The organism is Sandaracinaceae bacterium (assembly GCA_016706685.1).
GTDB lineage: Bacteria > Myxococcota_A > Polyangia > Polyangiales > Houyiibacteriaceae > JADJJE01.
Genome location: JADJJE010000032.1, coordinates 1 through 19,516 on the forward strand (window position 1 = coordinate 1; position 19,516 = coordinate 19,516).

The window sequence follows — 19,516 nt, forward strand, 5'->3', positions numbered from 1 at the left end:
GCGCCCGGCATCAGCAACGATCGCGTAGCGTCCCCGGTTCACCGCAATCAACGCGTTTCGAACCGGCGACGCTCACCGCGGGCGACGCGGCCGACGAGATCCGCTTCGGGGCCCCTGCTTGCGCCCACGTTCAGCGCTGGCAGGGGCGCGCTGCTGGTGGGTGCGCCCAGCGGACGAGACGCCGGGGCCACGGCCAACGCCGGCTCCGTCCTGGCTTCGTTGCGAGCGGCAGGCCTGCCGGTCAGAGTGGTCCCCGAAGAGGGCGAAGGTCGCACGCCTCGCCGGTAGCCAACGGGCGTTCGAACGTCACTCGCGGTCTCAGCGACCCAGTTCCTGACCGGCGAGCCCGGCCGCACGAACGGCGCCGCGCACCGCCTGGCGCGCGCCGGCGGATTCTTCACTCTCGCCGGCTCGCGCTCACCGCGGCCTACGGTCAGGCCAACGACGGCAGCTTCGACACGTGGTGGCGTTCCAGGCGACGTAACCGCAGACCACGTGGTCGTCGGCGCGCGCGGCGTCATGTTCAACCGCGGTGCCCCTATCGCCGCTACACCATGGACGCAGCGTTCGCGTTCACGTCCGGCGAGCGCTTCCTGGGTGCCGTGGGCGGCGACGCGGCGGGCTCGGCGTGCGCGCTGCCCTACCGAAACGGCGCTGCGCCCGAGGTCGCGCTCTTCGGCGCGCCGTTCCACGACGCAGACGCGTTCGACGCCGGCATCGTGTACGGCGAGAACTTCACCACCAACAACGCCGAGACCGCCCTGCGGCCCGACGGCGTGGCCAGCAACCCGCTTCGGCGAGCGCGTAGGGCATCGACGGCAACAGCGCGGCCGCGGTCGGCGCCCCAACGACGACGAGGCCCTCGGCGGCCCGACTGAACGGCGGCGCGGTCCCGTGTTCGTGCGCAGCGGCACGAGCTGGGCGCAGCAGGCCAAGCTCACCGTCCGGCAGTGCAGCCGGGGCGGCAGCGTGGCCTCGAGGGCAACACGCTCGCCTTCAGCACCCGCACGGCACGCGCCAACACGGTGTGGATCTCGCGCCGCACCGGCAGCACCTGGTCGGCTCCCACGGGCGCTCCACGCCCATGGGCGGGCGGTCGCCGCGACGCGTTCGGCGCATCGCTCGGCCTCAGCAACGGATCGCTGGTGGTGGGCGCCCCCGGCGTGGAACGGCGGCGGCTCCGACGCGGGCGCGGCCTACGTCTTCGGACTCGGGCACCACCTTCACGCAGCAGGGCATGTTGGTGGCTGGAAACCCGCAGGACCTCGACAGCCTCGGCAGCGCCGTGGCCATCGACGGCAACATCGTCGTGGTGGGCGCCCCCAACCGCGACGGAGGTGGCGGCGCGGTGGACATCGGCATCGCCTACGTCTTCACGCGCAGCGGGACCACGTGGTCGCAGCAGGCCGTGCTCTCGGGCCCGTCCAGCGCCGGCGGAGCCTTCGGGCGCGCCGTGGCCATCAGCGGCACGCGCGTGGCCGTGGCCGCCGCCGCCGTCCCGCTCAGCGGCGTCTCCGCCGGCCCGGGCAGCGTGCGCACCTTCTCGCAGAGCGGCACCACTTGGCCGCTTCCGAGCACACCATCACGCTCGCGAGTGGCGTGATCGGCGACGAGTTCGGCGCCCGCTCTCGCTCTCGGGCGACGTGCTGGCCGTGGGTGTCCCCGGGCGTGAGCACGCCGGGCGCACCGACGTGGGCGTGGTGGTCCCGCACATCCTTGACGTCCACCACGTGGAGCGCGCAGACCATCATCGCTGCACCCGCGCTCGACGACTCTGACGAGGACGCGTTCGGACGCTCGGTGGCCATCTCGGCGCAGCTCCTGATCACCGGCGCGGTGCTCTCCGACGTGGACGCGACCGACGCGGGCAGCGCCTACGTGCACACGCTCATCAAGGGGCAACGGTGACGCCCTGCGGCGCGCCAGCGAGTGCAGCAGCGGCTTCTGCGTGGACGGCGTGTGCTGCGGACCGTGCGGTGGCGGCGCGGCCGGCGACTGCCAGGCGTGCAGCATGGCAGCGGTGGCACCCTCAACGGCACCTGCACCGGCCTCAGCGTGGCGGCCGCGCCCACGGTCACGTGCCGTGCGGCGGGCAACCCGACTGCGACACGCCAGAGGTGTGCGTGGCCGGCAACACGATGTGCCCCGCCGACCAGCTGGCTACCAACGGCACGCCCTGCGGCGGCGCTGCGAGCGGCGTGTGCGACGCGCAGGACACGTGCCTGTCCGGCACCTGCGTGGCACTCGTGGTGGGCGCTGGCACGCCCTGCCGCCCCTCCACCGGGGCGTGCGACGCCACCGAGACTTGCAACGGTGTGACCACCAGCTGCCCGGCCGACAACCCCAGCGCCCTCAACGGCATGGCCTGTGGCGGCTCCCCCAGCGGTCTGTGCGACCTGCAGGACCTCTGCATGGGCAATGCCTGCATGACGCGTGGCCCAGGGCACGCCCTGTCGCCCCTCCACCGGCGAGTGCGACGCGGCCGAGCTGCAGCGGCAGCACCACCAGCTGCCCCACGGACAACCCCAACGCCATGAACGGCCTGGCGTGTGGCGGCGCGCCCAGCGGCCTGTGTGACGCGCAGGACCTGTGCATGGGCGGCAGCTGCTCGCCTGAGTACGTGCCGCCCTGACGGCGTGCCGCGGCTCCACCAACTCGTGCGACACGGAGGAGTGTGCAGCGGCGACCCTGACGCAGTGCCCCTCGGACGCGAACGGCTGCTGCATGGACGACAGCGACTGCGACGATGGCAACACCTGCACGCCCGACACCTGCAACACGGCGCGCGGCAGCTGCGAGGCCGGGCCGCCCGCAGCGGACTGCTGCGTGAGCGACAGCGACTGCAACGACGGCAGCGCCTGCACCGCTGACAGCTGCGACATGCTGAACAACGTGTGCGTGTTCGGCGCGCCCATGGCGGACTGCTGCGACGACGCGGGCGACTGCGACGACAGCGACCCGTGCACGGTGGACGCCTGCTTCGGCAACGCGTGCGAGTACACGGCCGACCCCGTGTGCGACGACATGGACGCCGGCGTGGGCAGCGACGCAGGCATGGGCAACGACGACGCGGGTGTGACCAGCGACGCCGGTGTGACCGATGACAGCGGCGTGACCGATGACAGCGGCGTGACCAACGACGCAGGCACGGATGACGCCGGCAACGACGACGCAGGCAACGACGACGACGCAGGCACCACCAACCCCGACGCTGGCGCGGGAGACCAGGGCGTGACCCCGCCGCCCAGCGCGGGCGGTGGCTGCGGGTGCGTGGTGGGCGGGAGTACCTCCGGCCCGCACCCCGCCCTGCCCCTCGGCTTTGCTGACGCTGCTGGCCGTGAGCCGCCGCGTGCGCCGCCGTCGCTGAGCCACCGTGCGCCGCCGAGCGCGCCCGACCCGCCGAGAGGCGCCCCTCCACTTCGCGTGGTCGGGCGCCTCTCGGCGTTGGGCGAAAATTGGCGTGACGGATTGCCGGGGCTGCCCCCGAACCCATGGAGAGCCCCCCAACGACCACCCACCGAGGACCCATGTACACCGCCGCCAATCCCGTCCCCAGCTACCGCGTCTCCGAGCAGAGCGCGTCGTTCTTCGCCGCCGTCAGCGTCGTCCGCAAGACCGGCAGCTACCCCTTCGAGCGCGCCATCGCCGGTGCTCGCCCAGATGGCCTGCTCGCGGGCTCGCTCACCGTGGGCATCCTGCTCACCGCCGTGCTCTCCCATGTACGTGCACAAGGCGGCCGGCGCGATCGTCTTCCTGGTGCTCTGCCTGGGCCTGCGTTCGGGCTCATGCCGTACATCGACCGCCGCCTGTGGGCCATGCGCGCCGCGTTCACGTACCTCGCCACCAAGCAGCTGGTGGCCGGTCAGGCCGCGCCCGCCAGCAACGCCGCCGACAGCGCCAAGCGCTTCCTCGAGCAGCAGTTCGGCAACCTCGGCCCCGTGGCCGACGCGCACAACGAGGTGCAGCGCCTGGTGGGCAAGTTCTTCCGTACGTTCGACAAGCCCAGCGACCTCGAGCCGCTGCGCAAGGCGCTCGGCTGGCTGACCGACCGGGTGGCCCCGCGCATCGCGGACCTCGCGCTCTCGTTCGCCATCGCCCGCGGCGACGGCAACCTGGACCAGGCCTCGAAGGACGCCATCACCTACGTGGCGCAGAACCCGAAGCCGCTGCTGGGCACCGCCATCCGGGCGTACTTCACGGAGAAGTTCCTGGGCGGCACGCTCGCCTTCGTGCTCATGACGCTGGGCTTCGCGGTGGTGGGCGCCATCGTCAACGCGCTGGCCGGTGATGCGGCCGTGTCCTCGGGCATCCCCGACGAAGGGGCCGCCGTGATGGGCGCCTTCGCCGCCGCCTTCCTGGGCCTCTTGGTGGGTGTCCGCCCGGCATGCTGGGCTCGTGGTTCCTGCGCACCGCGGTGCTCGAGCCCATCAGCCTGACCATGCTGCTCATCCGCTTCCACACCTGCATCCAGGGCCAGCCCATCAACCCGAGCGTCCGCGCGCGCGTCGAGAGCGCCAAGAGCGATCTCGGCGAGGCCGGCGGGATGCTCAGCTTCCTCGAGTAACCCCTTCCATCTCACGCCACTCGCGCAGCGAAAGGACCTCGTCTTGACCTCGAACATCGTGCGTAGGCCGTCTCGTCCGAGCCCACAGGCCACCTACCTCCCGAGCGTGGGCCCCGAGGTGTGGCTCTACGACGAGCGCCACCTGAGCGTGCTGCTGGAGTCGGGCGTGCTGGACCCCCACGATCCCCTCGCGGCTACCAAGTACAAGGCCCTCGGCAAGCAGGGGCTGGTGGTGGGGTACGGCCTGCCTGCCTGCCAGCACGTCACCGTCACCGTGCAGGTGGGCGCGCCGCTCGACGCGCAGCAGCTGAGCGAGCTGCACCACGGGCGCTGGCTGCCCCCCGAGACGGCGCTGCTGCACGTGCCCAGCGGGCGCGTGTGCATCGCGAGCCGCGAGCGCCTCGTGGACACGCCCGCGTTCGCGATCGAGCCGAGCGGGCGGGTGTACGTGCCACCCGGTCGCTACCGGCTGTCGCTCTACCGCAGCGACGACGCGGCCCGCGAGCGCGAGAGCGTCGCGTGGAGCGGCCCGCAGCAGGTGGTGGTCCTCACACCCGGCGGCACACGCGCCGACGCCGCCGAGCGCCCGCTCGGATCGAGCGCCACCTCCCGATGGGGTCTGATACCGTCCGCCGCATGTCCACCGTCAGCGCCACCAGCCACTCGCTCCGCCTCCTGGTGTGCCTGAACTGCGGGGCGCCGTTCGAGACAGCGCCCAGCGGTGGACACCACACCTGCACCTACTGCCGCGCCACGCACGAGCTGAAGCCCCGTGACGAGCGCCCCGAGACCTTCGCGGGAAGCGGGGCGCTCGCGCCGAAGCCGGTGGCCACCGAAGCCGAGCGCTTCGCGCTGCTCCGCGAGCAGATGAGCGACATGCACCCCTACAACTTCCCGCCCACGCACCTGCTGGGCCTGGCGAAGCAGGCCACGAACGTGGCGCGCCTCGGCGAGGTGGACAGCCTCTTCCGCGCGGCCGAGGCCAAGGTGCTGGGTGGCGGTGGCTTCGACGCCGAGATCGAGCTGTTCTGGACCGCCGGCATCTTGCGCACGATGTACTACGACCAAGAAGGAGTTCCGGCACGCGCGCGCCGTGGACGAGACCGCGCTCGAGACGCTGACCGACCCGGTGCTGCGCACGGTGCAGCGCACGGCCCTCGCCAACCGGGCCTGCGACGCGGGCAACCTGGCCGACGCCGAGGCCTGGCTCGCGCCCGTCCCGCGCGAGTCGGAGGTGCTCGTGGTGCATACCTCCGTGCGGCTCACCGAGGCACGCATCGCGCTGATGCGAGGCGACTACGCGCGCGTGCTCGAGCGCCTGGGGCGCGAGGCGGAGCAGGTGCCCATCCGCACGGACCGCGACGCCATGGCCTGCCTCTACCGGGCTGCGGCCTACGAGAAGCTGGGCCAGCTGGAGGACGCCGCGCGCGCGCTCGACGCGTCCACGCGCAACCCCGGCGGCAAGCTCTTCGCGCTCGGCAAGATCACGGACCTGCGCAACGTGTGGCCCGACCTGGCGCTGTGCGAGAAGACCTACCCGGCCTTCAAGCGGCGCGCTCAGCTCCGCAAGCTGGGCTGCTTCGCGATGGTGCTGCTGCCAGTGGCCCTGGTCGCGGCAGGCATCGTGAGCGCGCTGCTCGCTCCCTGAACGAGCGCTCTAGCGGGCCCACAGGCGAGCGAGCGGCAGCTCCACCATGGCAGAGGGCGCCGCGCGCACCTGCGCATCACCCTGGTAGGCGCCCACCAGGGTCCAGCGGCCCGCAGTCAGCTCCAGCACCTCGAGGGTCTGCTCGGCCGGGTCCACCAGCCAGGCATGTGAGACACCGTGTTCCGCGTAGATGGGGAGCTTCTTCACGCGGTCGAAGCCGGCGGTGGAGGGCGAGAGCACCTCACACACCCAGTCGGGCGCGAGCTCGAAGAAGACGACGTCGGGCAGCTCGGGCATGCGCTCCCGGCGCCAGCCGGCCAGGTCAGGGACCAACACGTGCTCGCCGAAGTGGATCTCGGGCTCGTCGAGGATGACCCAGCCTCCGGGGCCCCCGCCGTCGCCCCAGCCCAAAGGAGGATCCAGGAGGCCGCCGAGGACGGAGGCACAGCGGGCGTGCACGGCCCGCGGCCGCGGCTGGAGGTCCAGCTGCCCGTCCACGAGCTGAGCGACCATGTTCTCTGGCGCCCGGAGCACATCCTCGTAGGTGGCGCGTTTTCTGGCGGGAGCAGCCATGGTTGGAACGTACCACACACGCAGCAAGGCGGGTCGGCCCCCGCTCCCGGTGCGCCGCCGTGTAGGCTCTGCGTGATGGAGGTCCCACCCAACACCCTGGTCGTCCTCGCGCTGGATCCGGCGGACTACGTCCTCACGCTCCTCGGTGCGGAGGCCGCCACGGACATGACGGCCGGTTTCTCGGGCGAGGTCGCCACGCGAGCCGACCAGCGCGTCGTGCTGCGCTTCTCGGCCGCAGCGGCGGAAGCGTCGACTGTCCCCAGCGCATCGAGCGAGGCCCCACCGTGGGGCGACGTCACGGTGACGGTGGTCGACCAAGCGCTGGCCTTGCCGGATGCGCTGTTCTTGCTCACGGTGCTGCTGCTCACCGAACACCACCAGGACGCCTTCCTGCACCGCGCGCACCCGTGGGCGTACGTAGACGCCCGCACGCAGCGTCGCTTCGAGCTGCCCCACCCACCACGCATCGAGACCTCGCAGGCGCTGCTCGGGAGCGTGCCCGTGCCCACGCGCGTCCGCCTGCTGATCGAGGCGTGCGAGCTCGCGGTGCCCGTCTGGACCGCCTGGGCCAAGGGTGCCGACCTCACCTACTTCGATGGCGTCATGGCCATGTCGTCGGTGCCTAGGAAGCTCGCCGAGTCCACCATCGCCGCGGTGCACACCTGGCTCGAGGACGGTGACCCCAAGCCCCTCACAGCGTGGTCGGGCGAGTACCGCAGCCTCCACTGGCCCATGCTCGAGGACAATTGGTCCGTCCCGCCCAACGTCTATTACGGCCTCTTCGCGCCCTGCAACCTGGTGGACTGCGCGCTCGAGGACGGGAGCCTCACCGCCGCGCTCACGTGCGTCCAGCAAGCCACGGCGGCGCGGGCCACCAACGCGCAAGACCAATTCTTGGGCGAGCCGTTTCGGAAGGCGTTCTTCCTGGCCTGGTGGCGGGCCTGCCTGCAGGTGTTGTGCGCGGGCTGAGGCGCTGCTGACGCCTGCCGAAGCTCAGCCCGGGTCGGCGCCGCCGTCCACACCGCCATCGTCCACAGCCCCATCTTGGCCACCGTCGGTGGGGCCGGGGTCCACGGGCTCGCAGTAGTCGTAGCCGGGTGTCTCGGTGGGGCGCAGCACGGCATAGCCGGGAGGGCACTCGTCGGCGCAGTCGTCGTAGCCGCTGCCGGTGTGCACCTGCGTGCCGGGGCAAGGGGGCGGAGCCATGAGGTTGCCCGTGGTGGCGCCACCGCCACACGCGGTGATGGTGATGCTGGCGACGCCCAGGCTGGCGGTGAGGAGCGGGCGCGCGACGGTGGAGTCCCATGCGGCAAGCTTAGCGGTCGGCTGTCCGTCTGCCAGCGGCAGAGCCCTTCGCGCCACGGGGTGATGCTTCGCGGCTCCGTTCATCCGCGCCTCGGCGAACCACACCTCTCGGGCCGGCCATCCTTCTGTCTGATTGGGCGCGCTGCACCGAGTCGCTATGGCGGGTGGAAACTCGAGTACCCCATGTCGAACAATCATGTTAGCTGTAGGCACCGCGACGTTTCCCATGTCGCAGACCAAACCCGAGGAGGAGGAATAAGATGACGTTTCGACTTGGTAGCGCTGCGACGCTCTTGGCTCTGGGCGCGTTCGTGGGGGGATGCGGCGACGATCCCAGCCCAGCCGACGCCGGCCCCGATGGCTCCACCCCGGACGCCACCATGCAGGACTTCGGCGTGGGGGACCATTGCACCACCGTTGGGTCGACACGGCCTTGCGGCACGGATGTGGGTGCCTGCACTCCGGGTACGCAGACGTGCGGAAGCGACATGACGTTCGGTGAGTGCGATGGGGCCGTGGGGCCGCGCACGGAGACCTGCAACGGCATGGACGACGACTGCGATGGCACCGACGACAACGTGGCGGGGGCGGGGGCAGCCTGTGGAACCGACGAGGGCGAGTGCTCCATGGGCGCCATGGCGTGCGTAGGCACCGAGTTGGTGTGCACGGGTGGCGTCACGGAGACCACGGAGACCTGCAACAACCTGGATGACGACTGCGATGGCACCATCGACAACGGTGTCCGCACCAGCTTCTGGCTGGACGCCGACAACGACACCTTCGGCGACTCCAACGTGATGATGGCCGCATGTTCGCAGCCGGTTGGCTATGTGACCAACGACAGCGACTGCAACGATGCGTGTACGGGTTGCTTCCCCGGCGGGACCGAGGTGTGCGACGGCAACAACAACGACTGCGACGCCTCGGTGGACGAAGGCGTCGCGACGACCTACTACCAGGACGCCGACTCGGACTCCCGCGGCAACCCCAACATGTCGATGACCGCGTGCTCCGCGCCGCTGGGCTACGTGACCAACACGAACGACTGCAACGACATGTGCAACCTCTGCTGGACGGGCAACCCCGAGGTCTGTGACGGTCTCGACAACAACTGCGTCGGTGGCGTGGATGAGGGCGTTCTGACCACGTTCTATCGTGACGCGGACATGGACTCGCGCGGCAACCCCGCCATGTCGATGATGGCGTGCACGGCACCCTCGGGATACGTGAACAACAGCGACGACTGCAACGACGCGTGCAACACCTGCTGGACGGGTAACGCCGAGTCTTGTGACGCGTTGGACAACAACTGCAGCGGCGTCCTCGACGAGGGCTTCGCGTGCATCCAGGGCAGCGCTCAGCCCTGCACCACCACCTGCGGCACCACAGGGACCGGCTCCTGCACGGCAGCATGCCTTCTCCCGGGTCCTGCTGTTTGCACGCCTCCCGCCGAGACCTGCAACAGCATCGACGAGGACTGCGACACGGTGGTCGATGAAGGGGTGATCGCGCGGACCACGCCGGGCCCGACGTTGGTGCTGGGCAATGACGCCAAGCTCGCGAACATCGCGGCAGGGTATGTAGCTGTTCGACGCGTGGCGGCCACCACCGAGGCTTACCGCGTGGACACCGCAGGTGAGGTTCGCGGGACGCCCGATGCCTTTGTCACGCTCGAAGCATCGAACGTCGTCTCCGTCGACATCGACCGCCTCTCGGACACACAGTGGGGAGTCGCGAGCACCATCAACGGCACTGGTGTTCAGCACCGGCTGCTGGGGCTGGATGGCAGCGGCAACCCGACCGTCACCCATTCACGTCTGGTCGCGGACACGAGCGCCAATGGCGTCTCGCGGGTCGCCAACAACAGCACGGCAGCTGGGATGGTGATCTACGCGTCCGGCGCCGTGGTGCGAACCGCCGTCATGGTGGCCCTCGGAAACAACACGGCCACGAGCGGAACGACGCTGCCCGGGACCCAGCATCGGCCAGAACTCGGCATGGACGTTGCCCCTGCGGGCGGCACCAACTTCGTGATCACGTGGGTGCAGGGGACCACCCCGCAAGTCCATGTCGCACTCCTGAGCGGAACCACCGTCACGAGCAACGCCGCAGTGGGCGCGGGCAGCAACCCGAGCTTGGTACGAGACGCCAGCGGGAACTTCGGCTTGGTGTACACGGGAAGCGACAATCTCCCACGGTTCCACCACCTCACCCCCACCCTCACATGTTTGGAGGGGGGCGGCGCTCGAACCACGTGCGCGCAAACCCTCGGGGCGCTCACCGTCAACGCCCCAGCGGGTGGCTTCGTGAGCCACCGCACCCTGGACATCGCAGCGGATGGCAACACGTTCTGGGTCAGCGCGCGGGTGTCCAGTGGTGAGCAGCTGTTCCGCGTGAGTCGACTGACCACCCACGACAGCGTTTTCCGCGCCATCAACGCTACCGTATGGATGAGCGTGGGCGCACAGGGTGGCCGTCCGCTCGTGCCGCGAGGCAGCACCGGGTACTCACACGACACCTACGGCTGTCCATAAACTCCCGCGCAAGTCACCGTCGAACATGTGTAGCAAGGCCGGCCCGGTAACCTGACGGGGGCCGGCCTCACGCATTCCGTCCATCAAGCCGGCGGTAAGGAGCGGGCGAGCGCGACGGTGTGATGCCATCCAGGGAGCTTCGCGTTGGGTTGCTCGTCTGCCAGCGGTGAGCGCGAGGCTCAACCGCAAGTCTCGAGGCGGCGCTGCAGGAGCGCCCGCTCGGCGTGGCTCGGCGCGTTCTCGGCCGCGCGCTCGAGGTAGCTGCGCGCCTGCTGGATGTGTCCAGCGCGCCGGAAGAGGTCCCCCACCACCGCGTCCCACAGGTAGTAGCCGGCGAGTCCCGGGGGGAGCCGCACGTCGCGCAGCGCATCGAGACCAGCCTGTGGGCCGTGCGCCTCGGCCAGCGCCACGGCGCGGTTGAGCGCGTTGAGCGGCGAAGGCGCGACGCGGTCGAGCAGTCCGTACAGCTCGGCGATCTCGTCGAAGCGTGTCGCCGCGAACGACGGCGCGAGCACGTGCTCTGCGGCGATGGCGGCCTCGACGTGGTAGCGGCTCGTGGTGGCCGCGTCGGTGCAGGTGGTGAGGAGGCGCAGCCCTTGATGCACGTGCCTCTGGTCCCAGCACCCACGGTCCTGCTCGGCCATGGTGAGGATCTCACCGGTGGCGTCCACGCGCGTGGCGAAGCGCGCCGTGTGGAGGTGGAACAGCGCCACCAGGGCCCGCGAAGACGGCACGTCGCAGGCCTCGTGCGCCAGCAGCAGGTACCCGAGACGTAGGGCCTCCTCGCACAGCTCCCCGCGCAGCAGCGCGTCGCCGCGGGACGCGCTGTAGCCCTCGTTGAAGAGCAGGTACAAGACGGCCTGCACTGTCCCGAGGCGCGCGGCGACGTCGGGCGGGGTGTCGAGGTCGATCCCGCGGGCGGCGAGCGCGTCGCGGGCACGTGACAGCCGCTTGTAGACGTTGGCCTCGCTCGTGAAGAGCCGCAGCGCGATCTCGTCCACGCGGAACCCGCAGAGCACCTTCAGCGCCAGCACCAGCTGCGACTCCACCGGCAGCGAGGGGTCGCAGCATACGAAGAGCACGCGGAGCTGGTCGTCGGGCAGCTCCGTGGGCAGCGCGGTCTCCGTGGGCTCCACGTCGGGGCCGGGCTCGGCCGCCCCACGGACCAGCGCACGCGCGAGGGCGCCGTTGCGGCGCACCCGATCGGCGAGCGTGTTGGAAGCCACGCGGTACAGCCACGCCGAGGGCTCATCGGGGATACCCTTCAGCGACCACGCCGTGAGCGCCACCATCAGCGCCTCTTGGACCGCGTCTTCGGCGTCTTCGAGGTGCAGCAGGCGAAACTTGCGCGCGAGCGCCGCCACGAGCCGGCCCGACTCGTGACGGAAGTAGTGGGCGACCAGCCCCTCGGGCCCAGCGCTCACGCGGGGTGCCTAGAAGCCCGCCAGCTCGCGGATCTCGATGTTGTAGCCTGGCATGTGCACCATGGGACACGCCCGCGCGACCTCGATGGCCTGCTCGTAGCTAGCGGCGGCGATGATGGAGAAGCCGCCCACGACCTCCTTCGATTCGATGAAAGCCCCATCGATGACGACGCCCCCGGCGAGCTGCTTGCCACCCGGCTTGAGGCCGTCGCCCACGTCCACCACCTGCTCCTTGAACTTCTCCTTCCAGCCGGACCACGCCGCGAGCATGGCCTGCATCTGGTCGGGCGAGGGCGGCTCCCCGGGGCCAGCGGTGAAGGGGGTGCGGTAGATGAGGAGGTACTTCTGCGTGGTCATGGCTCGGTCCTTCGGTTCTAGTGTGTGTGTGGAGCGCCAATTTGGCGGCTCTCCTTCTTCGTCGAACGACGCGCCGCGAGTTGGACACACCCCGTGATTTTTTCGCCGAGCGGCGCCAGAGCACGCGTCGGTCGACGCAGCATACACACTGGACCACCGAGCACGGTCGAAGCCCCGCTCCGTGCGCGCTATGCTCGGCCCGCCATGGCTCGCCTCGTCACCACCACCTGCCCCAAGTGCGGCGCCCACGTCCCGGTCGAGCCCGGAGCGGACCGCGCCACCTGTGGCTACTGCCAGACCGTCTCGATCTTGAAGACGGCGCCGCCCGCCCACGCTGCGGCCACCACGGGGAGCGCGGGCTGGCTGCTGCCCCTCATCGGAGTGGGCGTGCTCGTGGCCGCCGGCGGTGTCGCCGCGGTCACCATGATGCTCAGGGTGGAGTCTGCACCCGCCCCGGTGGTGAGCGTGGCCCCGGCCGTCGCGCCGCCCGTCGTGGCCGAGGCGCCCGAGCCCGCCGAGGTGGAGCCACCGACGCCGCCCCCCGCGCCGCCGCTGCGCATGCGCAGTGAAGCGCCTTTCTTCGCGGTGGACCTCGACGGCGACGGCGCGAGCGAGCTGGTCGCGCCGGTGTCGCAAGAGCAGGCCTCGCTCGTGGCCGTGTTCGACGCGCGCACCGGCGCCGAGCGCGTGCGCACGCCGGAGCTGCCGGCCGCCGAGCTGCTGGCGGTCGCCGGCACCAGCGTGAAGCGGCTGGTGGTCACCACGCGGCTCGGGCAGCTGCACGCCTACGACCTCGTGAGCGGCGCCGAGCAGTGGACCAGCGCGCTGGCCGACACCGTGCTCGCGGTGTGCACCACCCGCGAAGGCGAGCTGCACGTGGCCACCGCCGACCAGCGCCAGCTCCTGCTGGACCTCACCACGGGTCGGCAGTCCGAGACCCGCGCGGCGTGCACCCCCGTGCTGGCGCGCTCGATGAGCGGCGAGGACCCGCGCGACCGCCACGACTACGGCGCCCCGCTCGGCGTGGAGGCCTACCGCTGCGGCTCGGGGCGCGTCATGGGCAGCGCCAACTACACCGTGCCGGACGCATGTCGCAGCAAGATCCCGAGCAACCTCGACGGCATGGTGGCCCACCGCATCTGGAAGCACGGCGCGGGCTGGCTGGTGTTCGGCGTGCGCGTGCCCGGGCGCTACGTGCCCAAGCTCGCCTACCTCGAGCGCGGCCGCGTGGTCTGGTCGCTCGACGTGCCGGTCGCCAACCCACTCGACGCCGAGCAGGGCAGCTCGCGGTCGGCCGCGCTGGCGGGCACCACGCTGGCGGTGCTCTACGCCACGGAGTCGGACCACAAGGAGTGGATCGCCGCGTTCGACGTCACCGACGGCCGGCGCGTCTTCACGCAGGAGCTCGTGGGCTGCGACCGGCACAGCGGGTTCGTCGCCACCGAGGACGCGTTCGTGGTGCGCTGCGACACCCAGCTGCGGGTGCTCGGCGTGGCGGACGGCGCGCTGCGCACCACCATCGGCGAGTAGCGGCCGAGCCTCAGGCCCAGCCCGACGCCTCGGGACCCACCCGCATCGGGGCATACCGGCGCAGCGCGTCCACCTGCACGAACGTGCGCTCGCCGGGCCGCGCGTCGTCGAGCACGAGCGCCGTCAGGCGTCCGCCGAACACGCAGCCCGTGTCCAAGCTGAAGACCTCCACCCCGTGTGGCCGCTGCGTGCAGACGGGATCTGTCAGGCTGAGCACCGCGTGGCCGTGCGCCACCGACACCGGCCCATCGTAGGCGTCGATCCAGAAGCGGCTCGGCGAGGCGCGGCGCTCCTGCTGCTCGAGCGAGAGCATGTCGCCGTCGTCGTCCAGGTAGCGCAGGCGCACCATCGCGCGCCGCGGCTGGTCGGCGAGCGGCCTGCCGGGCAAGAGCCCCGCGTGCACGGCCACGAAGCCCTCCGTGAGCGGCAGCACGTGCGGCAGCGCCTCGAGCCAGCGCCAGTCCTCGTCGGACAGCGCCTCGTGCTGCTGCATGCGCTGGGGCTCGAACGAACGCATGGGGTGGCGATAGCCCGGGTCCGCCTCCCGCTTCAGCCGGTGCGAACGAAAGCGCAGGTGCGTCTCCTCGTGGTTGCCCACCACCGACTCCGCCCCCAGCTCGCGCGCGAACTGCACACAGCCCACGGGATCGGGCCCGCGGTCCAGCAGGTCACCCAGCAGGACCAGACGGTCGGACGCCCCATCGAACGAACAGCGCACCAGCAGGGCACGCAGCTCGTCCAGGCAGCCGTGGACGTCGCCGATCACGAGGGTACGCATCGCGCTATCCTGTGGACGGGACACGAAATTGGCACCCCCGAAGAGCACGAATCTCGTGGCCCAGCCCCCTTCACGCGAGCAGGGCTCGGGCCGCTTCACACACCGGCATCACCTCGATGTCCTGGCCGAGCGGGAAGCGCTCCTCGCCCGGATAGACCACGATCCTCCGTTCGGGCGCTAGGTCCGCGCACGCCAAGTGGAACCCCTTGGTCAGGCTGGGCGCGAGGCTGCGCTTCACCTCGAAGGCCCACGTCGCGCCGCCGGGCAGCTCCAGGAGCAGGTCGATCTCGGCCCCCGCCGCCGTGCGGTAGAAGTGCGGGCGAGTCCCGTCGGGGGCCGCGGCGATCAGCGTCTCGATCACGAAGCCCTCCCAGCTGGCGCCGGCCACGGGGTGCCCGAGCACCTCTTCCGCCGTGGAGAGCCCGAGCAGCGCATGCGCCAGCCCGCTGTCCCGCACGTAGACCTTGGGCGACTTCACCAGGCGCTTGCCCACGTTCGCGTGCCACGGCTCGAGGCGGCGCACCAAGAGCAGGTCCACCAAGAGGTCCAAGTACGACGCCACGGTCTTGCCATCCACGCCCAGCGACCGAGCGAACGCCGACGCGTTCAGCAGGGCCCCTTGGTGGTGCGCCAGCATCGTCCAGAAGCGGCGCAGGGTCTCCGCGGCGATGCGCGGTCCCAGCATGGGCACGTCGCGTTCGAGGTACGTGCGGATGAAGTCACGGCGCCACCGAGCGCTCCGGGCGTCGCTGGTGGCCAAGAAGCTCTCGGGAAAGCCACCTCGCACCCAGAGCCGTTCGAGCTCCGGGGCACCGACCTCGAGCCCATCGAGCGGGCCCAGCTCGAGGTAGCTGATGCGCCCCGCGAGGCTCTCGCCCGACTGCTGCAGGAGGTCCATGGACGCCGAGCCCAACAGCAGAAAGCGTCCGGTGCGATTCCCTCGGCGGCGGCCCTGGTCGATCAGCCCGCGCAGCTCCTGGAACAGCCCCGGGAGCCGATGCACCTCGTCCAGGATCACGAGCTGGTCCTCGTGGCGCGAGAGGTACAGCACGGGGTCCGCCAGCTTGGCGCGGTCGGCCGCGGACTCGAGATCCAGATAGGCCGAGGGTCGCTGCTCCGCGATGGCCAGCGCGAGCGTGGTCTTCCCCACCTGCCGCGGGCCGAGCAGGGCGACGGCGGGCGTGGAACCTAGTAGTTCCGCCAGGATAGCGCTCGCGCGGCGGCCAATCATCCTTGCATTTTGGGAGTGTCACTCCAGAATTGCAAGGAACGATGGGACCGCAAAGTCCCAGATGATGCATGCCATGCTTGTGGGCCGTGCGCGTGTCGTGCCAGGCTCGTGGCTTCCCAGTCACAGGCGCAGACCTGTGTCGGCCTCGCCTGCCGGTCCCAACGCGGCGCTCCATGACAGCATCTTCCTCTGCCGAGAGCCGCTCTCGGACTTTCTGGACCGACGCTCTCATCGACGTCCTCCAGCACCCTGCGGATGCGTCCCGCCACATCAGTGCGGCCAGTTTGCTCGAGTCGCTGGCGTGCCCCTCGAGGCAAGCTGCGTTGGAAGCGATGCTGCTCGACCGACGACGTGAGCTGTGGGTTCGCAGGAGCATCGTGCGCGCGATGGTCCGCACTTCGATTCCGGTGACGGATCAAGGGCTCGGCCGGGTGTTGGAGGAGTTCGCTGAGGACCTCGCAGTCCCGTGGCCGGACCCCAGCCATCCCCTGACCGCCGAGCCCTTCGGCAACGTCCACAGCATCGCTGAGGTGGTCGCCCTGGCAACGTCCGCGAGTCAACGAGACGCTGCCCTCCGCTTCCTGGCCTCGCTCAATGCGTCGGTCACCCGAGAGCTGCTGCTCTGGGACCGCCACTGCTTGCATCGCTTGGATGCGGCCGCACGTGACGTGGTCCATCACCGAAGCATCGCACTAGGCGTGTTCGTCGAGGCCAGCCCGTCCGCAGGCGTCATTGGACGCGTGAGCCCTGCGCCACCTCCCGATTTCCAGACCCTGCCCGAAGCGGAACTCGCAAGGTTCCTGCACCCCATGTACCCGGCGGAAATTCACCGGCCGATGTTCGTGTGGGCTCTGGAATCCCCACTGCCCGAGTTCCAGTACGGTGGGCTCTTCGGCCTGATCCAGCTCGACGACGAGCGACTCGACCCCGCATGGGTCCAGCGGTTCCTCGCCTCGGACGAGCCACTCCTTCGTCTCGTGGCGCTCGGGGCGGCGGCCCGCGGCGGCGATCTAGGCGCCATCGAGGAGCTGAAGCAGGCCGTGTACGACGCGCCGCACGTCGTGCTCCGCGCACAGGCCCTGCGCAGCCTGCGCCGCGCGTCACCGCTGCCCCGTGACTACGTCGGCACCTGCATCAGCGCGCTGCAACAGGACGTCGAGAACTTCGAGGGCTTCTGGTACGCCCCCGCCACGTCGGAGGCCGCTCTCGGTCTCGCGCGACACCCCGAGCTCGCGGAGTCCACGTCGCTCGCGGCGCTGGTGGATGCAGGCCTGAACCTCACGAACGACGAGGCCTGGTTTGCAGTCGAGGCTTCGATTCGGTCGTGGCTCGATCACAAGAGAGCGGCCATCAATCCCGTCTGGTACCCGATGTACCTGAAGGCGGGCGGCACGGAGGTCGGCTCACCAACCACTTGGAGGCCCAACGAGTGATCGGCTGCCGCATGACAGGCGATCCCCGGGTGGGCGTCAGCGGTCAGCGCAGCGGCACGGTCTGCACGTTGCCCCCGAACGCCGTGGCGACCTCCGCCGTGTTCTGGGAGAACGTCTGCGTACAGCCGCACTGGTTGCAGATCACCAGCGTGACGTTCCAATAGATCTTCAGGTCCTGGACCGCGCGCATGCCGAGCACCGACGCGCCCTTGGCGATGTCGATCAGCATGTTGGGGACGAACACCAGGTTCTGGTTCCCGCAGTGCGGGCAGGGTCGCGGAGCAGTGGACATGAGTCGCTTCGGCTTTCTGCCGCGCGTCGGCGGCGTTCGGAGCGCCCCCGGGAGAGGCACGAATCAGGCTACCTGATGGCGGTGTCCGAGTGCGATGCTCGGGCATGCCGCGTTTCACCGTGCAACTCGCCACCATCGGAGACGCGGGGCCCATCGAACTCTTCCCCGACCCTACCGAGGTCTTCGCGGAATGGACCGGCGAGCTCGCCGCGCGCCTGTTTCCCGTGGCGCGCTTCGACCTCGGGCTCGGCGGGGACGGTTCGTCCGGGACGGGCGTGTTCCTCTACTACGAGGACGTGGCCTGCACGTTCCTCGAGTGGACGTGGGACAACGGCCGCATCGTGAGCCTCCATCCGGCTTGGCGTGACCTGCGTCCGCTGCGCGAGATCGCTTCGCGTGAATTCCTCGCCCGTCGCGCCGGCCTCAGAACTCGTACTCTTGCTCGAGCGCGCACACCGCCAGGTTCCACTTCTTCACCTGCGAGAGCTGGTGCTCCACCTCGCGCTGGAAGTACGGCTTGATGTGGTAGAGCAGCGTGGGGATGTCCTCGGCGCGGTCGAGCTTGCGCATCTCCTCGTCGAGACTCTTGGGGGTGTGGTGCCCGCTCACGCTCGCGAGCGCGGCGTTGTCGTTGGGGAACGACACCTCCATCAGCAGCGCGTCCAGGCGCTTGCGCGCAGCCAGCACCTCCCAGAGGCGCTCGGTGGGCCCGGTGTCGCCGCTGTAGGCGATGGAGCGCTTGCTGTCCGACACGATGAACGCCGCCGTGTCGATGGTGTGGCTCACGTGCACCGGCAGCACGTCCTTGCCCGCCACCTGCACGGTCTGCTCGGGCTCCACCTCGCGGTAGACGATGGTCATGCCCGTCTTGCCGGCGGGGATCTTCGAGAAGTCCGGCCACAAGAGGTCGTTGAAGAAGTGCTTTCGCAGCACATCGAGCGTGCTGCGCAGGCCCACGATCTCGAGCGGCGGCCCCCCCTGCTGACAGCGGTTGTCGGCGATGGTGGCCAGGTCGCGCACGTGGTCCATGTGCGCATGGCTGATGAGCACGGCCTGCACCTTGTGCTGGTCCGGTAGCTCGAGCGCGCTGGTGAGCGCCCCCGCGTCGATGGCGAGGGTGTCGTCCACCAGGAAGCTGGACGTCCGATGCCGAGGCGTCTCGCCCCCGTGGCAGCCGAGCACCCTTATTTTCACGAGGTCCTCATGCTTTGCTTCGGCTCTGCAGGAACTCCAGGAACTCGTGGAGCCGCATCACGTTGGGGATCCGGAAGCCGGTGTCCTCGACCTCGACGATACCAAGCCGCGCCATGCGTTGCAGCACGCCGCGCACGTCTTCGGGGGCCACGCCCACCTGCTGGGCCAGCGTGTCCTCGTCGGTCAGCACGCGCACGGTGCCGTCCTCCAGCACCAGGCCGCTCTCGGCGGCGCGCTCGAGCCCCAGGATGACGCGCGCCTTCGGGTCCTTCTGCATCAGCACGCCCACCAGGCCGTTGGCCTCGTCGAGGCGCTTCGCCAGGCGCTGAATCATGCGCACCGCGATCTCGGCGTTACCGCGCAGCATGGCCTCGAACATCTTCGCGTCGATGACGAGGACGGCCGTCTCTTCCACGCACTCGGCGCTGGCGGTGCGCGGCTTGTTGTTCAGCAGGGCCATCTCGCCGAAGAAGTCGCCGGCCTCGATGAACGCCAGCGTCTTCTCGCGACCGTTGACCTCCTTGAACACGCGCACGCGCCCCGAGCGAAGCACGTACATCGTCTCGGCGGCGTCACCGTCGCGGAACAGGATCTCGCCGCTCGGGAAGACGCGGCCGACTCGATCGAAGAGCTTGTCCTCGGACATGTTCGCT

The 19,516-nt window shown here is 70.3% G+C and carries 21 protein-coding genes; 11 read left to right on the top strand and 10 right to left on the bottom strand.

Features of this window, described 5'->3' with window-relative positions:
- Positions 1 to 554 precede the first annotated feature (554 nt).
- The 3 genes from IPI43_27445 (at position 555) to IPI43_27455 (ending at position 1,908) form a co-directional block, all read left to right on the top strand.
- The gene (locus tag IPI43_27445) at positions 555 to 878 is read left to right on the top strand and encodes a hypothetical protein (GenBank protein MBK7777809.1); all 324 of its coding nucleotides are present in this window, start codon (positions 555 to 557) and stop codon (positions 876 to 878) included.
- 359 nt (positions 879 to 1,237) lie between these two features.
- Positions 1,238 to 1,603: a hypothetical protein gene (locus IPI43_27450; GenBank protein ID MBK7777810.1), complete on the top strand. Its 366-nt coding sequence runs from the start codon at positions 1,238 to 1,240 to the stop codon at positions 1,601 to 1,603.
- A 113-nt stretch (positions 1,604 to 1,716) separates the two neighbouring features.
- Positions 1,717 to 1,908, top strand: a complete 192-nt coding sequence (locus IPI43_27455) for an FG-GAP repeat protein (GenBank protein MBK7777811.1) — start codon at positions 1,717 to 1,719, stop codon at positions 1,906 to 1,908.
- A gap of 166 nt (positions 1,909 to 2,074) precedes the next feature.
- Here the strand turns inward: IPI43_27455 and IPI43_27460 are convergent, their stop codons facing one another.
- Positions 2,075 to 2,362, bottom strand: coding sequence for a hypothetical protein (locus tag IPI43_27460; GenBank protein ID MBK7777812.1), 288 nt, complete (start codon positions 2,360 to 2,362; stop codon positions 2,075 to 2,077).
- A 1,165-nt stretch (positions 2,363 to 3,527) separates the two neighbouring features.
- Between IPI43_27460 and IPI43_27465 the strand changes: the two genes are divergently transcribed.
- The 4 genes from IPI43_27465 to IPI43_27480 all read left to right on the top strand — a co-directional run bounded on the left by IPI43_27465 (position 3,528) and on the right by IPI43_27480 (position 6,212).
- Entirely contained in the window at positions 3,528 to 4,436 is a 909-nt protein-coding gene (locus IPI43_27465; GenBank protein MBK7777813.1) for a hypothetical protein, read from the top strand.
- Positions 4,385 to 4,564, top strand: coding sequence for a hypothetical protein (locus tag IPI43_27470; protein ID MBK7777814.1), 180 nt, complete (start codon positions 4,385 to 4,387; stop codon positions 4,562 to 4,564). Before IPI43_27465 ends, IPI43_27470 begins: the two co-directional genes overlap by 52 nt.
- Positions 4,565 to 4,607: 43 nt before the next feature.
- The gene (locus IPI43_27475; GenBank protein ID MBK7777815.1) at positions 4,608 to 5,252 is read left to right on the top strand and encodes a hypothetical protein; all 645 of its coding nucleotides are present in this window, start codon (positions 4,608 to 4,610) and stop codon (positions 5,250 to 5,252) included.
- 405 nt (positions 5,253 to 5,657) lie between these two features.
- Positions 5,658 to 6,212 carry a hypothetical protein gene (locus tag IPI43_27480; protein MBK7777816.1) on the top strand — a complete coding sequence of 185 codons (555 nt, stop codon included), beginning with the start codon at positions 5,658 to 5,660 and terminating at the stop codon, positions 6,210 to 6,212.
- A gap of 9 nt (positions 6,213 to 6,221) precedes the next feature.
- On the opposite strand, the gene IPI43_27485 is transcribed toward IPI43_27480, so the two are convergent.
- Positions 6,222 to 6,785, bottom strand: a complete 564-nt coding sequence (locus IPI43_27485) for a Uma2 family endonuclease (protein MBK7777817.1) — start codon at positions 6,783 to 6,785, stop codon at positions 6,222 to 6,224.
- A 75-nt stretch (positions 6,786 to 6,860) separates the two neighbouring features.
- Between IPI43_27485 and IPI43_27490 the strand changes: the two genes are divergently transcribed.
- Entirely contained in the window at positions 6,861 to 7,754 is an 894-nt protein-coding gene (locus tag IPI43_27490; protein MBK7777818.1) for a hypothetical protein, read from the top strand.
- A 24-nt stretch (positions 7,755 to 7,778) separates the two neighbouring features.
- Here the strand turns inward: IPI43_27490 and IPI43_27495 are convergent, their stop codons facing one another.
- Positions 7,779 to 8,147, bottom strand: coding sequence for a hypothetical protein (locus IPI43_27495; GenBank protein ID MBK7777819.1), 369 nt, complete (start codon positions 8,145 to 8,147; stop codon positions 7,779 to 7,781).
- Positions 8,148 to 8,350: 203 nt separating this feature from the next.
- Between IPI43_27495 and IPI43_27500 the strand changes: the two genes are divergently transcribed.
- Entirely contained in the window at positions 8,351 to 10,624 is a 2,274-nt protein-coding gene (locus IPI43_27500; GenBank protein ID MBK7777820.1) for a putative metal-binding motif-containing protein, read from the top strand.
- A 179-nt stretch (positions 10,625 to 10,803) separates the two neighbouring features.
- Here IPI43_27500 and IPI43_27505 read toward each other — a convergent pair whose 3' ends face one another.
- Together IPI43_27505 and IPI43_27510 are read right to left on the bottom strand one after the other, a co-directional pair.
- Positions 10,804 to 12,048, bottom strand: a complete 1,245-nt coding sequence (locus IPI43_27505; GenBank protein ID MBK7777821.1) for a sigma-70 family RNA polymerase sigma factor — start codon at positions 12,046 to 12,048, stop codon at positions 10,804 to 10,806.
- Positions 12,049 to 12,057: 9 nt separating this feature from the next.
- Positions 12,058 to 12,405, bottom strand: coding sequence for a hypothetical protein (locus IPI43_27510; GenBank protein MBK7777822.1), 348 nt, complete (start codon positions 12,403 to 12,405; stop codon positions 12,058 to 12,060).
- Between the two features lie 204 nt (positions 12,406 to 12,609).
- On the opposite strand from IPI43_27510, the gene IPI43_27515 reads away from it, so the two are divergent.
- Positions 12,610 to 13,935, top strand: a complete 1,326-nt coding sequence (locus IPI43_27515; protein MBK7777823.1) for a PQQ-binding-like beta-propeller repeat protein — start codon at positions 12,610 to 12,612, stop codon at positions 13,933 to 13,935.
- A gap of 10 nt (positions 13,936 to 13,945) precedes the next feature.
- Here the strand turns inward: IPI43_27515 and IPI43_27520 are convergent, their stop codons facing one another.
- A complete protein-coding gene (locus IPI43_27520; GenBank protein ID MBK7777824.1) occupies positions 13,946 to 14,713 on the bottom strand; it encodes a metallophosphoesterase in 768 nt (255 codons plus the stop codon).
- Positions 14,714 to 14,783: 70 nt separating this feature from the next.
- Positions 14,784 to 15,944, bottom strand: a complete 1,161-nt coding sequence (locus IPI43_27525) for an ATP-binding protein (protein MBK7777825.1) — start codon at positions 15,942 to 15,944, stop codon at positions 14,784 to 14,786.
- Between the two features lie 386 nt (positions 15,945 to 16,330).
- Between IPI43_27525 and IPI43_27530 the strand changes: the two genes are divergently transcribed.
- Positions 16,331 to 17,377, top strand: a complete 1,047-nt coding sequence (locus tag IPI43_27530) for a hypothetical protein (GenBank protein ID MBK7777826.1) — start codon at positions 16,331 to 16,333, stop codon at positions 17,375 to 17,377.
- A 43-nt stretch (positions 17,378 to 17,420) separates the two neighbouring features.
- Here IPI43_27530 and IPI43_27535 read toward each other — a convergent pair whose 3' ends face one another.
- From IPI43_27535 to IPI43_27545, 3 genes are all read right to left on the bottom strand, one after another.
- Complete coding sequence (locus tag IPI43_27535; protein ID MBK7777827.1) at positions 17,421 to 17,669, bottom strand: hypothetical protein; 249 nt, start codon at positions 17,667 to 17,669, stop codon at positions 17,421 to 17,423.
- A 423-nt stretch (positions 17,670 to 18,092) separates the two neighbouring features.
- Positions 18,093 to 18,863 (bottom strand): 3',5'-cyclic-nucleotide phosphodiesterase, encoded by a 771-nt coding sequence (locus IPI43_27540; GenBank protein MBK7777828.1) that lies wholly within the window; start codon positions 18,861 to 18,863, stop codon positions 18,093 to 18,095.
- Between the two features lie 7 nt (positions 18,864 to 18,870).
- Complete coding sequence (locus IPI43_27545) at positions 18,871 to 19,509, bottom strand: Crp/Fnr family transcriptional regulator (GenBank protein ID MBK7777829.1); 639 nt, start codon at positions 19,507 to 19,509, stop codon at positions 18,871 to 18,873.
- Between the last annotated feature and the right edge of the window lie 7 nt (positions 19,510 to 19,516).

Excerpts from the sequence above, each read along its gene's own strand:
- IPI43_27535 (MBK7777827.1), bottom strand. The coding sequence starts at position 17,669 with ATGTCCACTGCTCCGCGACCCTGCCCGCACTGCGGGAACCAGAACCTG.
- IPI43_27515 (MBK7777823.1), top strand. The coding sequence starts at position 12,610 with ATGGCTCGCCTCGTCACCACCACCTGCCCCAAGTGCGGCGCCCACGTC.
- IPI43_27520 (MBK7777824.1), bottom strand. The coding sequence starts at position 14,713 with ATGCGTACCCTCGTGATCGGCGACGTCCACGGCTGCCTGGACGAGCTG.
- IPI43_27530 (MBK7777826.1), top strand. The coding sequence starts at position 16,331 with ATGGTCCGCACTTCGATTCCGGTGACGGATCAAGGGCTCGGCCGGGTG.
- IPI43_27465 (MBK7777813.1), top strand. The coding sequence starts at position 3,528 with ATGTACACCGCCGCCAATCCCGTCCCCAGCTACCGCGTCTCCGAGCAG.
- IPI43_27510 (MBK7777822.1), bottom strand. The coding sequence starts at position 12,405 with ATGACCACGCAGAAGTACCTCCTCATCTACCGCACCCCCTTCACCGCT.
- IPI43_27450 (MBK7777810.1), top strand. The coding sequence starts at position 1,238 with ATGTTGGTGGCTGGAAACCCGCAGGACCTCGACAGCCTCGGCAGCGCC.
- IPI43_27460 (MBK7777812.1), bottom strand. The coding sequence starts at position 2,362 with ATGCCGTTGAGGGCGCTGGGGTTGTCGGCCGGGCAGCTGGTGGTCACA.
- IPI43_27470 (MBK7777814.1), top strand. The coding sequence starts at position 4,385 with ATGCTGGGCTCGTGGTTCCTGCGCACCGCGGTGCTCGAGCCCATCAGC.
- IPI43_27485 (MBK7777817.1), bottom strand. The coding sequence starts at position 6,785 with ATGGCTGCTCCCGCCAGAAAACGCGCCACCTACGAGGATGTGCTCCGG.
- IPI43_27545 (MBK7777829.1), bottom strand. The coding sequence starts at position 19,509 with ATGTCCGAGGACAAGCTCTTCGATCGAGTCGGCCGCGTCTTCCCGAGC.
- IPI43_27490 (MBK7777818.1), top strand. The coding sequence starts at position 6,861 with ATGGAGGTCCCACCCAACACCCTGGTCGTCCTCGCGCTGGATCCGGCG.
- IPI43_27500 (MBK7777820.1), top strand. The coding sequence starts at position 8,351 with ATGACGTTTCGACTTGGTAGCGCTGCGACGCTCTTGGCTCTGGGCGCG.
- IPI43_27445 (MBK7777809.1), top strand. The coding sequence starts at position 555 with ATGGACGCAGCGTTCGCGTTCACGTCCGGCGAGCGCTTCCTGGGTGCC.
- IPI43_27525 (MBK7777825.1), bottom strand. The coding sequence starts at position 15,944 with ATGATTGGCCGCCGCGCGAGCGCTATCCTGGCGGAACTACTAGGTTCC.